At 67.8% G+C, this 13,411-nt stretch carries 11 protein-coding genes and 2 pseudogenes; 6 read left to right on the forward strand and 7 right to left on the reverse strand.

The genetic code is table 11. The annotated features are described in order from the left end of the window. Positions 1 to 208, reverse strand: a 208-nt coding sequence (locus HUW62_RS48205) for a hypothetical protein (RefSeq protein ID WP_217911820.1), incomplete at its 3' end; no start/stop codon positions are given. Between HUW62_RS48205 and HUW62_RS39670 the strand changes: the two are divergent. The 3 genes and pseudogenes from HUW62_RS39670 to HUW62_RS39680 all read left to right on the forward strand — a co-directional run. Next, a pseudogene (locus HUW62_RS39670) lies at positions 123 to 1,742 on the forward strand (DNA translocase FtsK); the annotation flags it as partial. The gene HUW62_RS48205 and the pseudogene HUW62_RS39670 overlap by 86 nt on opposite strands. 118 nt (positions 1,743 to 1,860) lie before the next feature. Further along, complete coding sequence (locus HUW62_RS39675; RefSeq protein ID WP_163868200.1) at positions 1,861 to 2,145, forward strand: antibiotic biosynthesis monooxygenase; 285 nt, start codon at positions 1,861 to 1,863, stop codon at positions 2,143 to 2,145. A gap of 51 nt (positions 2,146 to 2,196) precedes the next feature. Further along, positions 2,197 to 3,444, forward strand: coding sequence for a class I SAM-dependent RNA methyltransferase (locus tag HUW62_RS39680; protein ID WP_163868201.1), 1,248 nt, complete (start codon positions 2,197 to 2,199; stop codon positions 3,442 to 3,444). Here the strand turns inward: HUW62_RS39680 and plsY are convergent. Both plsY and HUW62_RS39690 read right to left on the reverse strand, forming a co-directional pair. After that, positions 3,361 to 3,939, reverse strand: a complete 579-nt coding sequence (gene plsY / locus HUW62_RS39685; RefSeq protein WP_176437382.1) for a glycerol-3-phosphate 1-O-acyltransferase PlsY — start codon at positions 3,937 to 3,939, stop codon at positions 3,361 to 3,363. The two genes, HUW62_RS39680 and plsY, sit on opposite strands and share 84 nt — an antisense overlap. Before the next feature lie 9 nt (positions 3,940 to 3,948). Further along, entirely contained in the window at positions 3,949 to 4,380 is a 432-nt protein-coding gene (locus HUW62_RS39690) for a DUF2752 domain-containing protein (protein WP_163868203.1), read from the reverse strand. 89 nt (positions 4,381 to 4,469) lie between these two features. Between HUW62_RS39690 and HUW62_RS39695 the strand changes: the two genes are divergently transcribed. After that, positions 4,470 to 5,066, forward strand: a complete 597-nt coding sequence (locus HUW62_RS39695; protein ID WP_163868204.1) for a DUF4920 domain-containing protein — start codon at positions 4,470 to 4,472, stop codon at positions 5,064 to 5,066. A gap of 3 nt (positions 5,067 to 5,069) precedes the next feature. Beyond that, positions 5,070 to 5,789, forward strand: coding sequence for a hypothetical protein (locus tag HUW62_RS39700; protein WP_163868205.1), 720 nt, complete (start codon positions 5,070 to 5,072; stop codon positions 5,787 to 5,789). A gap of 375 nt (positions 5,790 to 6,164) precedes the next feature. Here the strand turns inward: HUW62_RS39700 and HUW62_RS39705 are convergent, their stop codons facing one another. The 4 genes from HUW62_RS39705 to HUW62_RS39720 all read right to left on the reverse strand — a co-directional run bounded on the left by HUW62_RS39705 (position 6,165) and on the right by HUW62_RS39720 (position 12,830). Further along, on the reverse strand, positions 6,165 to 7,082 hold the full coding sequence (locus HUW62_RS39705) for a hypothetical protein (protein WP_176437383.1): 918 nt from the start codon (positions 7,080 to 7,082) through the stop codon (positions 6,165 to 6,167). 94 nt (positions 7,083 to 7,176) lie between these two features. Then, entirely contained in the window at positions 7,177 to 8,721 is a 1,545-nt protein-coding gene (locus tag HUW62_RS39710; RefSeq protein ID WP_176437384.1) for a radical SAM protein, read from the reverse strand. A gap of 137 nt (positions 8,722 to 8,858) precedes the next feature. Then, the gene (locus HUW62_RS39715; protein WP_163868207.1) at positions 8,859 to 9,581 is read right to left on the reverse strand and encodes a hypothetical protein; all 723 of its coding nucleotides are present in this window, start codon (positions 9,579 to 9,581) and stop codon (positions 8,859 to 8,861) included. A gap of 36 nt (positions 9,582 to 9,617) precedes the next feature. Then, complete coding sequence (locus HUW62_RS39720; RefSeq protein ID WP_176437385.1) at positions 9,618 to 12,830, reverse strand: TonB-dependent receptor; 3,213 nt, start codon at positions 12,828 to 12,830, stop codon at positions 9,618 to 9,620. Positions 12,831 to 13,061: 231 nt separating this feature from the next. On the opposite strand from HUW62_RS39720, the pseudogene HUW62_RS39725 reads away from it, so the two are divergent. Beyond that, a pseudogene (locus HUW62_RS39725) lies at positions 13,062 to 13,411 on the forward strand (energy transducer TonB); the annotation flags it as partial.

Here is a 13,411-nt window from a genome sequence, read left to right on the forward strand (position 1 = left end):
CATCCTGGCCGCTCCGGTATATAGCGCCGCCATGTCCACCCTCATCCTCAGCGCGAAAGAGTTGCGCGGCCTCTACACCGTCGAGCTCGGCCTGGACGCCGTCGAGCGGGCCTTCCGAGCCCACGGCGGAGAAGCTGCGCGCGAAGCTGGCCGACTTCGGCATCGTCGGCGAGGTGGTCGAGATTCGTCCCGGCCCCGTCGTCACCATGTACGAGTTCCTGCCGGGACCGGGCATCAAGGTGAGCAAGATCGCAGCGCTCGCGGACGACCTGGCCATGGCCATGGAGGCGATGCGCGTGCGCATCGTCGCGCCCATCCCCGGCAAGGGCGTGGTGGGCATCGAGGTTCCCAACAAGGACCGGGAGACCGTCTACCTCAAGGAGATCGCCGAGCAGGACGCCTTCATCAAGAGCGCCAGCAAGCTGACCATGTGCGTGGGCAAGGACATCGAGGGCATGCCGTATGTCTTCGACCTGGCCAAGGCGCCCCACCTGCTCATCGCCGGCACCACCGGCTCCGGCAAGTCGGTGGCCGTCAACTCCATGATCATGAGCATCCTCCTCAAGTCCACACCGGAGGAGGTCCGCTTCATCATGGTGGACCCGAAGATGTTGGAGCTCTCCATCTACGAGGGCATCCCCCATCTGCTGCTGCCCGTCGTGACGGACCCGAAGAAGGCGGCGCTCGCGCTGCGCTGGGCCGTGGAGGAGATGGAGCGCCGCTACCAGCTCCTCTCCGAGGCGGGCGTGCGCAACATCGCCGGCTACAACAAGCTGGTGGAGAGCTCCGCCACCGAGGTGAAGGGCGCGTCGGGCACTCCCGAGGCCGCCCCGAAGAAGAAGTCGAAGCCCAAGAAGATGCTCGTGCTCGACGTGGAGGGCGGCGACAAGCCCTCCTCGGGCGGGGACGGACTGGGCGTGGCCGTGCCTCGGGACGACGACGAGATGCACGAGGCGCAGGGGTCCGACGCACCGGACGAAGTGCCCGAGGTGGAAGCCGAGGCCGACGACGAGTCGGACGTGCCCTTCGTGTCGGCCAGCGACAAGCCGGAGAAGAAGGAGCTCAAGAAGCTGCCGTACATCGTGGTCATCATCGACGAACTGGCGGACCTGATGATGGTGGCCAGCCGCGAGGTGGAGACCTACGTGGCGCGCCTGGCGCAAATGGCGCGTGCGTCCGGCATCCACCTGATGGTCGCCACGCAGCGTCCGTCCACGGACGTCGTCACCGGCGTCATCAAGGCGAACTTCCCCACGCGCATCAGCTTCATGCTGCGCTCCAAGCCGGACTCGATGACGATTCTCGGCACGGTGGGCGCGGAGGCCCTGCTGGGCATGGGCGACATGCTCATCATGCCGCCCACGAGCGCGCACCTGCAGCGCGTGCACGGCGCCTACGTGTCGGAGAACGAAATCAAGAAGGCGGTGGACCACCTCAAGGCCCAGGGCAAGCCCGTCTTCGACGAGACCATCCTCAAGCCACGCGACGAGGACGTGGAGTCCGGTGGCGAAGAGGACGAGCTGTCCGACGAGCTGTACGACCAGGCGCTCGCGACGGTCAGCGAGATGCGGGCCGTCTCCATCTCCATGCTCCAGCGCAAGATGCGCATCGGCTACAACCGTGCCGCACGCATGATTGAGCGCATGGAGCGCGATGGCGTGGTAGGCGCGGCGGATGGCGCCAAGCCCCGCGAGGTGCTCATCCGGGGTGTGGGCGACATGCCCGGCGCCGGAGCCATGTAGCCACGCGGGGCCGCGAGGGACGGGCCCCTGCATCGAGGATTGTTCAAGCGTGGGGGTGTCCGGAGCGGTCCGGGCGCCCCCATCTTCGTTTCCCCCAGCACGTCCCAGGTGAGCGCCCATGATTGTCGCCATCTCCCGCTTCCGCCCCGCACCCGAGGAGGTCGAGCGCCTGATTGCCCGCTTCCAGGAGCGCGCGCGGCGGGTGGACACCCATGACGGGTTCCTGGGGCTGGAGGTGCTGCGGTCCTTCGAGCGCTCGCCGGAGCTCCTGCTGGTGACGCGCTGGCGGGACAGGGAGGCCATGCGGAGCTATTTCCAGTCGGAGGACTTCCGGCGCGCCAAGGAAGCCAGCGCCGAGCAGGACGGGGCGACGTTCGCCATCTACGAGGTGGTGGGCACCTGAGGCGTCTTGTGGGTTCCCAAGCAGTCCCAGGTCGTCTAAGGGCGGTGTCTTATGGCTGAACGCATCGCCCTTTTCGCCACCACGGCTCGCGGCACCGAGGACCTGCTCGCGGACGAGCTCAAGGAGCTTGGCGCGCGCCGCATCCGTCAGGACCGCGGCGGAGTCCGCTTCATGGCCTCGCTGGACGAGGCCCTCATGGTCTGCCTCTGGTCCCGCATCGCCATGCGCATCCTCTACCCGCTGGGCACCTTCGAGGCCCACGGCGCGGAGGGCTTGTACGAAGCCGCCGCGAGCGTCCCCTGGGAGGAGCACCTGACGCCCACCACGACGTTCGCCGTGGATGCGACGCTGAAGGACAGCGAGCACAGCCACTCGGGCTTCGTCGCGCTCAAGGTGAAGGACGCCATCGTCGACCGGATGCGCACCAAGGTCGGCACCCGGCCGGACGTCAATACGAAGGACCCGGACGTGAGCGTGGTGGCGCACCTGTCGCGCGAGACGCTGTCGCTGTCGTTGGACCTGTGCGGCGACGCGTTGAATCGCCGGGGCTACCGCGTGCGACCCACCGTCGCGCCGCTCAAGGAGACGCTGGCCGCCGCCGTGCTGCGCGCCGCGCACTACACGGGCGAAGAGGCGCTGGTGGACCCGATGTGCGGCTCCGGCACGCTGCTGATTGAAGGCGGACTGATGGCCCGTCGCCGAGCCCCCGGACTCAACCGCGACTTCGCGGTGGAGCGCTGGCCCGTCATCGGCCCGCGCGCGAAGGAGCTGCTCGTGGACCTGCGCGCGGATGCCCGCCGCAACGAGCGCAAGGTGGAGGTCCCCATCTGGGGCTTCGACAAGGACCCGGAGGCCCTGGAGGCCGCCCAGCGCAACGTGCAGGCCGCCCGGCTCTCGGAGGAAATCATCCTGGCCGAAGCCGACGCGACGGACCTTCCGCACCTGCCCGCCGCCAGTGGCCTGCTGCTCACCAATCCGCCCTATGGAGACCGCCTGAGCGGCTCCGGCGGACAGAAGGGCATGAAGAGCTTCTATTACAAGCTGGGCGAGTCCCTGCGCGTGCACGGCTGGCGCGTCTGGGTGCTCTCCGGCAACCCGGCCTTCGAGAGCGCCTTCCATGCGCGCCCGTCCGCGCGCCGGGAGATGTGGAACGGCCCCATCGACTGCACGCTGCTCGGCTACCGGGCCGTGGGCAGCGGCCACCTGGACGAAAACTCAGAAGCGCCGCTCCGTGCGCCGAAGCAGCCGGCCAATGTTGCTCCGGTGCGTCCACAGCATGAGGGCGAAGAGGACAGCTGAGAGGCCGGTGTACTCCACGGCCCGGGCGGTGAAGGCAGAGGTGCCCACCGCCGTGGCTCCGGCCGCGAGCGAGCCCAGGGAGCTGACCCGCCACACCGCGAAGATGGAGATGTACGCGGCGCCCGCGGCCAGCGCGGCCAGCGGCGCGAGTACCAGCAGCACGCCCAGCGCGGTGGCCACGCCCTTGCCACCGTGCAGCTTGAGCCACACGGGGTAGACGTGGCCCAGCACCGCGGCCAGCCCCACCAGGACGTGCACGGTGGGCAGGTCCGGCACCAGCCGCAGCGCGAGCGCCACGGGCAGCGCGCCCTTCACCGCGTCCAGCACGAGCACCAACGCGCCCAGCTTCTTGCCCGCGACGCGGGTGACGTTGGTGGCGCCGATGTTGCCGCTGCCGCTCTGGCGCACGTCCACGCCGCGCAGCCATCGCGTCAGCAGGACACCGAAGGGAATGGAGCCGGCGAGGTAGCCGAGCAGGACGAGCGCGAAAGTCACGACCCCACGCTATAGCAACAGGTGGGGGAAGCGCGTCTTCACCACCACGTAGGCGTAATTCACCAGGAGGATGGCGGGCATCACCCTCTGGAACGTCTTCCACTCCCGGGGCGAGAGCGTGATTTCGGGGATGGGGACGGCGAAGACGAGGTGCAGCACCATGGCCACGACGGCCAGGGTGAACAGGAAGGCTGCCACCGTCCCCAGGGGATTGGCCTCCCAGGCCCCCACGAAGTTGAAGTGGGCGAAGCGGTCGGCCGCGCGCGTCAGCCCGCAGCCGAGGCAGGGCCAGCCTGTCCGCTCGCGCAGCACACAGCCCCAGAAGGGGATGAGCCGGGCCACGGGGATGTACCGGGCCACGAGCAGCCCCACGAGGCCGATGAGCCCCAGGTAGTCCACGGTGCCGAGGCGTCGATTGCGAGGAGGGAGGAAGACCTTCATGCGCGCCTCGCCAAGAGGTGTGCGGGAGTCACACTCTAGTACGGGCGTCGCCTTGCCGGGGCAACGAGTTTTGGCTAAGCGAGCGAGTCATGAACTCGCTCCGCACGTCCCTGATGCTGCTGGTCGCTGTTCCCCTGATTGCGTTCGCCGGCGACAACAAGACGCCCGCCAAGGACAAGACGGCGGACAAGGCCGCGGCGGCCGACTGCCACCACCCCGCCGAGGCCGCCAAGGCCGCGCCCAAGCCCGAGGCGACCGCCGCCGCCACGGCGCCTGCCGCCGCGCAGGAGAACTGGAAGCTCACCCGGGGCGAGGCGCTGAAGGGCGCGTCTTCCGTGAAGCTCGCGGACCTGCTGGCGAAGCCCCAGCCCCATGACGGGAAGACGGTGCGGCTCGAGGGCACGGTGCGCAAGGCGTGCGAGAAGAAGGGCTGCTGGATGGAGCTGGCGACGGACCCCCAGGCCAAGGGGCCGGGCGTGCGCGTGACGTTCAAGGACTACGGCTTCTTCGTCCCGCTGGACTCGGCGGGCTCGCAGGCGCGCGTGGAGGGCGTGGTGAAGGTGGCGGAGCTGAGCGAGGGCCACGCGTCGCACTACGAGGCGGAAGGCGCCATCGTCCCGCGCGGCGCGGATGGCAAGCCGCGCGAGGTCCAGCTCGTCGCGACGGGCGTCGAGCTGCGCCGCTAGGACATGGCGCGCAGCTTCAGCATGAGGGGCGTGCAGGGCGCGGCGGACCGCGCCGTGCAACACGCTCGGACGTGGTTGCTGGAGACGGAGCCGGGCTCGCGCGTGCATGACGTGCAGTCGGACCCCCGCTTCCAGCACCGGGGCGTGGACCTCCTCTGGGAGCTGCCGACGGGAGAGGTGCGCGGCATCGAGGTGAAGGGCGACCGCAACGCCACCCGCCGCCGCTACTTCTTCGAGCTGGTCTCCAACCTGGAGAAGGACACGCCGGGCTGCTTCCTCTACAGCGGCGCGGACCTGCTCGTGTACGTCTTCCTCTCGCAGGGAGAGCTGCACGTGCTGCCCCTCAAGGCGGTGCGTGACTGGTTCCTGCCGCGAGCGAAGGAGTACACCCTCAAGCACGCCTTCACCCAGACGGGCGCCATCCGCTACACGACGGTGGGCGCCGTGGTGCCCACGCGCGATGTCGTGGAGGGCGTGCCCCGGGTGCTCAAGATTCCGTTGAAGCGCTCGACGCCCCTGGCGACCCAGGAAGTCGTCGCGCCGGAAGTCGGAGTCGCCTCGCCCGAATCACCTCCAGCCGTGATGACGCAGGGCGGAGGCGAGGTCTCCGCCGAGCAAGCGACCCCGCGGGCCCCGGAGGTAGCGAGTTCCCCGAAGAAGAAGGCGCGGCGCAAACAGCCGGCACGTCAGGCACAGAGCACAGGCTCGAACACCGCAGAGTAGGGGCTCTCCAGGGCGCATCGACGGTCCTGCGGTCTCCCCTCGCCGCATGCGCCTCGAGTTCACCCGTTCGCCGAAGAGACTTCTCAGGGGCAGTGCGCCGCGAGCGACTCCTCATCGCATGCGCCTTGAGCTCACCCGTTCGCCGGAGAGACTCCTCGGGAGGCAGTGCGCCGAGAGCAGTTCTCTCCGCATGCGCCTCGAGCCCATCCACATTCGCCGGAGAGGCCTCACGGAGCGGCGCCCCGCGAGCAATTCCTCGTCGAATGAGCCTCACCGGCTTCGCGTTTTCGGGCACCCCTGGAGGCGCCGGTGGCACGCCCTGCCCTTCCGGACGCGACGCGCGAGCTCTCGCCCGCGCGCCGCCAGGTGCCGGCTTCAGCGCCCGTGACGGTGACGGGTGTGGCCGGGATGGATGCGGTCGTGCTCCGCGTTGAGCCGGTCAGCGGTGCGCACCAGGTCCAGCAGGGAGACGCGGTCGTTCTGCGCCTTGTAGACGTGCTCCAGGCGGGGAACGAGGTCCAGCGCCAGGTGCAGGTCCTTGGTCGACTCGGCCCACTCCAGCAGCATGCGGCCGGCCTGCGCGGCGGGCCCGTTCGCCTTCAGGTGGATGAGTCCGTCCACGGCCAGAATCCGGGCGATGGGCGTACGCGCGGTGTCCTCGGTCAGCTTCACCAGGTCGGTCACGGCCCCGTCCTGCTCGCCGCGGGCCGCGCGCACCATGGCGCGGGAGATGCCCTTGCGGTCCGGCAAGAAGAACTCCTCCAGGTCCGCGAACGACTCCGCGTGGTCCGGGTGGCCGGAGCGGGCCAGCGTCTCCGCGAGACTGTCGAACAGCTCCGCGTCCTTCTCCGAGAACGGCGCCAGCGCCTCCTGCATGAAGCGCTCCTGGGGGCCGCCCTTGTCATCCACGGGCAGCCGCGCGCGCAGGCTGGTCATCTTCTCGAAGGCGGGGGCCACCGACGCGTCGGCCTTGCCGTTGAGCAGTTGGAGCAGCTCCTTCATGAGCGAGGCGAGCGTGTCCGTCAGCTCGTACGGCGCCACGCGGTCCGGCAGCCAGCGGCGCCACAGCTCCACCGGCGCCGCCACCACGAAGTCCTTGAAGGGGCCCGTGCCCTTCCACCTGGCCTTCCACTGCTGGGCGATGCCCAGCGGGAAGGTCGTCTCCGAAAGTTTCCGGAAGTCCTCCTCGGCCACGGGAATACCGTAGTGACCGAGCGTTCCGACCAGGGCCTCCGTCGAGTACTCCTTCAGGCCCTTCTGCTGCCACGCCTTGTCCACACGCTGCGCGCTCACCTGGTTCTCCGCTGCCCCTGGGCGCCGGCCATCGGCGCCAGCGGACTTCTAGCGGAAGCGGAGCCCTCGGTGCAGTGGCTCTTGCACTTCTCCGTCACGCGGCCGTGGCGGGGGGCGCCATCTTCGGCACGGTGGGCCAGTGGACGGGGTTGCGCCGCTCGTCCGCGACCCGACGCGCCAGATAGGGCTCACAGCCCCGGGCCTCGAACGCCTTCTTCCAGGCCGAGAAACTCCCCCCGGCCCGCCAGGCATCCATCGCGGCCAGCCCACCCTCCGGGCCACACTGGGCCAGCATGTACTCCACCCACGCCCACCGCGCGGACGTGGGGCGCACCTCGGCCCGTCCACGCAGGCCCTTGCGCAGCCGCTCCAGCCGGTTCTCGACCTCCTTGATGCCCGCGAAGGGCGCCCCGTCCAGCGGCGTGTTCCGCTTGGCCACGAAAGGCGCCACCCCCAGCGCCACGGGAAGGATGCGAGACAGCTCCGTGGTGAAGCGGATCAGCTCGTCGATGTCCTCGTCCCCTTCGAAGGGGAGCCCCACGACGTTGTACACCTTGAGCTGCTTCATGCCCGCAGTGCGGGCGAACCCCGCCGCCCGGACAATCTGTTCCTCCGAGTGCTTGCGGTCCACCATGTCCCGCATGCGCTGCGAGGCCCCGTCCGCCGCCACCGTCAGGTTCGTCGCCCCACCCCGGCGGAGCTGATCCACCAGCTCCTGCGTCAGGCGATCCGCCCGGAGCGACGACACGCCGACTTCCTTTCCCGCATCCACGAGCGTGCGAAGCAGCTCGACGATGCGGGGATGATCCGTCACCGCCGCCCCCACCAGTCCCACCCGGCGGGCGTGCGCGGGGATCAACGACAGCACGCGCTCCGGAGGGACCGTGCGCATGCCTCCATTCGTCGTCCGGCGCATGACGCAGTAGTGGCAGCCCCGCGAGCACCCCCGCTCCGGCTCGATGAGGAACATCGAGCGCAGCTCGGTGTGGGAGGTGATGATCTGCGTGCGAGCGGGCAGCCGCGAGTCCGTGGCCCGGGCCACGTGGTAGCGCTGCCCTCCCCGCCCTGGCACCCGGAAGCCGGGGATGCGCGCCAGGTGGTCCAGCAGGGCCTCGCGCTCCATGGTGGCCGCCGCGTCCACCAGCACGTGGATGAGGTCCTCCGCCTCGCCCTGGACGAGCACGTCCACGAAGGGCTCCAGCGGATCCGGATTGGAGAAAGTCAGGGGCCCCCCCGCCACCACCAGGGGATGGCGGCCCTCCCGGCGCTCCTCCGCCAGCACGGGCATCCCCGCCAGCTCCAGCATGGTGAACAGGCCGGTCAGCTCCAGCTCATAGGCCACGGAGAACGCCAGCATCGCGAAGCTGGAGACCGAGGCCTGGGACTCCCAGGTGAACAGCGGCGTCCGGGTCTTCTTGAACGCCTCCACGTCGTCCGGGAGGAAGACCCGCTCCGCGGTGGCGCCAGGGTGCTGGTGAATCTCCCGGTAGATGGCCTGGAAGCCCAGCGAGCTCATCCCCACGTGGTAGGGGCTCGGGTAGCAGAGGGCCACGCGGAAGGGAGCCTCTTTGTAGAGAGTGCCCTCTTCGTCGTCCAGCAGCGAGCGGACGTGGTGGATGAGTGAGTAACGGCCCTCCATGTGCCTCCAGACAGAAACAACCCAGACCGACAGGTACAGCCCATCAAACACCGCGGCCCCGTCAGTCCACTCCCTGAGGAGGGCTGCCGGGGCCGCGAGGCGCCACCCGGTAGGTGGCGCTGTTCAGCGATTCACGACTACTTCAGCGAAGGAATGGCCTTCGCGGGGATGCAGTAGCTGAACTGACGACCACCCGACGTTCCCAGCACCGGACCGCACTCCGCGGCGAAGTCCGGGTTCAGCGTCGAACCCTCGCCGCACAGCTCGGCAGGACCCGTCGCGTCACCAGTGGGGAAGCAGGGGATGGCGGGCCACAGCGCGCGGATGGTGTAGTTCGAGGTGCATCCATCACGCGTGTACTTCAACTGACCCGTCAGCTGGGTACCCGGCAGGGACGGCGCCGCGTACACCTGCACATCGCTGAACTGGTAGGTGATGTTCGTGGCGGGGTTGGTTCCAGCCGCCGCCGCGACGACCTTCGCCTCGGTGAAGTTACGCCCCGTGCAGAAGCCCTTGTCGTCCGGCTCCGTGTCGAAGGCGCCCGTGGCCGTCTGGTCCGTCGTGGGACCCGGATCCCGGCTAGCGCGGCTAGCAAGGCCGTTGGGGCGGATGGTGATCTCCGCCTTGCTCAGGTCGTCCGGATCCACGAACTTGTAGACGCCCAGGAGCTCGGCGGGCGGCGCCCTGACTTCACAAGCGCCGGTGCCATCCGTGGGAGTATCGAACGAGTCGTAGATGGCCGCCCAGCTGGTGCTGTCCTGCACGAAGCAGGGAGCCTCGGGCTGGTCGAAGTTGCAACCGGTCAACAGACCGGCGGCGCCAACGAGAACCATCGCAGCATTGAGAATGTTCTTGGTCATGTGACTTGAAATCCCGGTTCCGTGAGTGGCCAGAGACTAGAACGTGTACCGGACGCCAAGACGCATCTGACGCGGCGGCTGGTAGCTGGTCGGGTTCTTGAAGTTGGGGTTGGTGTCGCCGTCGACGGTGCCGAAGGGCTCGTCGCGCTCCTCGCCTTCCTGCCACGTCACGTTGCCCGGAAGGTCGGACGGCTTGCCGTTCGCAATCGGCGCGACGTTGCGCAGGGTATAGGTCTGGTCGACCGTGTTGACGCCCTGGAAGTTGAAGAGGTTGAAGACGTCCAGGGTGACGGAGACGACGCTGTCCTTGCTGACGCGGTAGTTGACGCCAATGTTGGAGTCAATGACGTTCAGCCAGGGCGTACGGCCACCAGCGCCACGGGGAAGGACGAAGGACTCGTCCGGACCGTAGAGCGCGTGCGAACCGAAGTAGTTGATCGGCGTACCGGAGTTGCCGCGGTAGGACAGACCCAGGCTCGCGGACAGCTCGTTGGTGAAGTTGAACTCCTTCGCGCCGAACACCTTGATCTGGTGGGTACGGTCGAACGGGAGCGGACCCGTGCGGTTCGCCAGGAGGCTGACGAGGTCGAAGTCCGACAGGATGTTCGGGTCGAGCTGAGCCGTCTCCGGGCGGAACAGACCGGGGTAGTTACCCTCCAACTTGGACCAGGTGTAGTTCGCCTGGGCCAGCCAGCCGTCCGAGAACGTGCGGTTCAGGTAGACGGTGACGTTGTTGTAGTTGCGCTCCGGCTTCGGGAATTCCTTCGCGAAACCGCTGCCCGGGTTGCCGAGGAAGTACGAGTTGCCGTCATCGCGGCTCATGTCCTCGATGACCATGTTCATGTTGCGGTACGTGTAGCTGGCGCCCACGCGGGTGTTGGCGATGAGCTCGTACTCGCCGCCGACGACGAGTTCGTTGGACGACTGCGGGGAGATGTCCGGGTCGATCGGCTCGTTCTCCACCTTGCCGCCCGTGTAGAGGCGGTTCGGGTTGCGGCTGCTCTCCGGCTGCGCAATCACGTTGGCAGGGTCACGGCACTCCGTCTCCTGGCTCGTGCGGTCAGACGGATCGCAACCCGCCTCACCCGTGCCCGGCTCCGCCATCACGCGGCGGGCGTTGTAGCGACGCTCACCCGGGAAGGCGCGGTCGAGCATGTTCAGCGGAACCTGCTCGTAGTAGCGAGCGAAGTTCACGAAGAACTTGGTGCGGCCGTTGGCGAACGGATCGACGATGGCGCCGATACGGGGCGACCACTGGTTGCCGAGGATGAGGGCCAGCTCGCCGTCACCGCCGTACATCGCCTGCACGTCGTAGCGCACGCCGAGGTTCAGCGTGAGCCGGTTGGCGATGGACCAGGAGTCCTGCAGGAAGCCACCGATGGTGGTGCTGGTGGTCTTCGACTGCTGGGTCAGCTGGGTGATGGGGCTGTCAGGCGACGCCTGGTAGCCGTAGCGACGGTAGTCCGCCAGCGCCGCGCCAGCGTAGGGCGCGCCATTGAGCGTCGCACCCGAGTACGGAGCCGACTCCTGGAAGAACACGCCACCGCCGTACGCCTTGGTCTGGTCGTACGACAGGAACTCCGTGTCGACGCCCGCCTTCAGCACGTGGGTGCCGAGCGCGTTCAGGAGGTAGGTGGCCTTCGCGTTGATCTGGTAGCGATCCAGCTTCGCATCGCTCATGAAGCCAGGGCCGCCGACCGAGTACCCGGTGATCGGGCAACGCTCGATGACTTCCTCTTCCGGGGTGCCCTCGTTCAGGACGAGCGGATCACAAGCGCCCTCCTGGCCGGCGGGCAGGTTCTCGAACTGGGTCAGCCGGCGCGGGTTGACGTAGGTCATGCGGGAGTAGCCCGCGAGACCCTGCGTCGAGCCCAGCTTGCTGCCGTCCGCCGGAAGGGTGGACGCCGTCTGGTGGAACCAGCCGAGGTTCGCGTCGACCAGGACCTTCTTGTCCATGAACGCGCCCGCGTACTTCAGGGCCAGCGACGTGGCGTTCGCGTTGGTCTCCGTGAAGGCGTAGTCGCCCGGACGAGCGGCCAGCGCGCCCGGCAGACCACCGGACTGCGGGTTGATGCTCAGCTTGCCCATGCCACCGGTCGTCGTCGGGGTGCCGTTGAGGGCAACCGAGACGTTGTGGTCCTGGTTGATGAGGTACGTCAGCTTACCCATGTACTGCACGGTCCGGGTGTCAGCGAAGTACTGACGGTCCGAGCCCGCGATGGGGTCGACGACGGTGAAGCCCTCGTCGTTGATCGCCGTCGAGCCGTCCGAGTTCAGCCGGATGGCGTTCAGGGTACGGGTGTGCTGGTAGCGCGTGAACGACGGCGCGAAACCGGCGAAGAACCACAGCTTGTCCTTGAGGATCGGACCACCGAGGGTGGCGCCGAAGTCGCCCAGGTTCTTCAGCTCGTTGAGGCCACTGATGACAGTGCCCTCTTCCTGGATCAGCTTGCGGTTACCTTCGAAGGTGCCCGGCGTCAGGTTCGCGAACACGGAGCCGTGGAACTCGTTGGAGCCGGACCGGGTGACCGCGTTGATGACACCGCCCGTGGAGCGACCGAACTCCGGCAGATAACCACCGGTGATGATGTTCACGTCCTGCACGAACTCGATGCTCATCGGGCTGGCGTTCACGCCGTAGGCGGGGTCGTTCGTGGACAGACCGTCCACCACGTACCCGTTCTCAGGCGAGGTCGCGCCGTTGATGGACACACCGTACTGGTCGTTCTGGGCGCCAGGCGCCAGCTCGGCCAGGGACTCGAAGGAGCGAGCCGCTCCTCCCTTGCCACCCGGGCGGGCCACGGCGATGCGCTTGATGAACTCCTGATCCACGTTGACGCCCGTGGTCGTGGAGCCCACGTCGATGGTCGGCGGCGCGCCGACGATCTCCACCACTTCACCGAGGGACTCGGGGAGCAGCTCGACGTTGACGCGGATGGTGCGGTTCAGACGCAGCTGGACGTCAGAACGCGCGTACGGCTTGAACTGCTCCTTCTCGAACCGCAGGGTGTAAACACCAGGCGGCAGCTGGGGAATACGGTAGTTGCCCTGAGCGTCGGTGACCACGGTCTGCTCACCCTGAAGGTTGGGCGAGGTCGCGGTGACAACAACGTCAGGAACAGGCTGCCGGCTTTGAGCGTCGATGACAGTACCGATCATCGTGCTCGACTGCGCGAAAGCCGCCGATCCATAAAGCAGACCTGCGGCCAGGACAACTCCGGTTTCCCGGAGCACTCGGTTAAAGTGCATACCAGACCCCTCCAAGGTGGGCTGCAACCGAAAATGACTGGGGAAAATATCCGAGGTCTATCAGTTGTCAATAGACCGTTGCTTTTTGGTAACCAGTGGGGCAATTGCGCGATCACGTCAGTTACCCTTGACCGTGCTTGCTTGAACCCGGAACGCGTTTCTGTATGGTAGCGCGCCCTTTCAGCCGGGCGGGGCGTGGTGGGTGTCCACTGGTGATGAGGAGTCTAGTACATGTTTGATTCAGTCCTTGACCGCGGTCAGGCGCCCAGAGCGCGGTTCGGCGTGGGGACCACCATCTCCGTGATCCTGCACGTCGCGTTGTTCGGCGTGGCCTACTTCCTGTCGACACGGGAACCGGTCGAGGAGGAGAAGGAGATCGAGGTGACGCTGAAGGCCACCATGGCCCCGCCTCCTCCTCCCCCGCCGCCTCCTCCTCCGGCGGCGAGCACCAAGCCGAAGACGACCCCCAAGAAGCCCAAGAAGCCCGACACCATCGTCCAGCCCAAGGAGATCCCGAAAGAGGTCCCCAAGGAGGCCGAGCCGGCCGAAGAGCCGGAAGAGGCTCCCGAGGAGGCCAGCGA

The organism is Myxococcus sp. AM011 (genome assembly GCF_013372595.1).
Taxonomy (GTDB): domain Bacteria; phylum Myxococcota; class Myxococcia; order Myxococcales; family Myxococcaceae; genus Myxococcus; species Myxococcus eversor.

Bases quoted from the DNA above. Each gene is read 5' to 3' on its own strand.
- HUW62_RS39690 (WP_163868203.1), bottom strand. From the start codon at position 4,380: ATGAAGGTCTTCCTCCCTCCTCGCAATCGACGCCTCGGCACCGTGGAC.
- HUW62_RS39715 (WP_163868207.1), bottom strand. From the start codon at position 9,581: ATGACCAAGAACATTCTCAATGCTGCGATGGTTCTCGTTGGCGCCGCC.
- HUW62_RS39695 (WP_163868204.1), top strand. From the start codon at position 4,470: ATGAACTCGCTCCGCACGTCCCTGATGCTGCTGGTCGCTGTTCCCCTG.
- HUW62_RS39720 (WP_176437385.1), bottom strand. From the start codon at position 12,830: ATGCACTTTAACCGAGTGCTCCGGGAAACCGGAGTTGTCCTGGCCGCA.
- HUW62_RS39675 (WP_163868200.1), top strand. From the start codon at position 1,861: ATGATTGTCGCCATCTCCCGCTTCCGCCCCGCACCCGAGGAGGTCGAG.
- HUW62_RS39680 (WP_163868201.1), top strand. From the start codon at position 2,197: ATGGCTGAACGCATCGCCCTTTTCGCCACCACGGCTCGCGGCACCGAG.
- HUW62_RS39710 (WP_176437384.1), bottom strand. From the start codon at position 8,721: ATGGAGGGCCGTTACTCACTCATCCACCACGTCCGCTCGCTGCTGGAC.
- HUW62_RS39700 (WP_163868205.1), top strand. From the start codon at position 5,070: ATGGCGCGCAGCTTCAGCATGAGGGGCGTGCAGGGCGCGGCGGACCGC.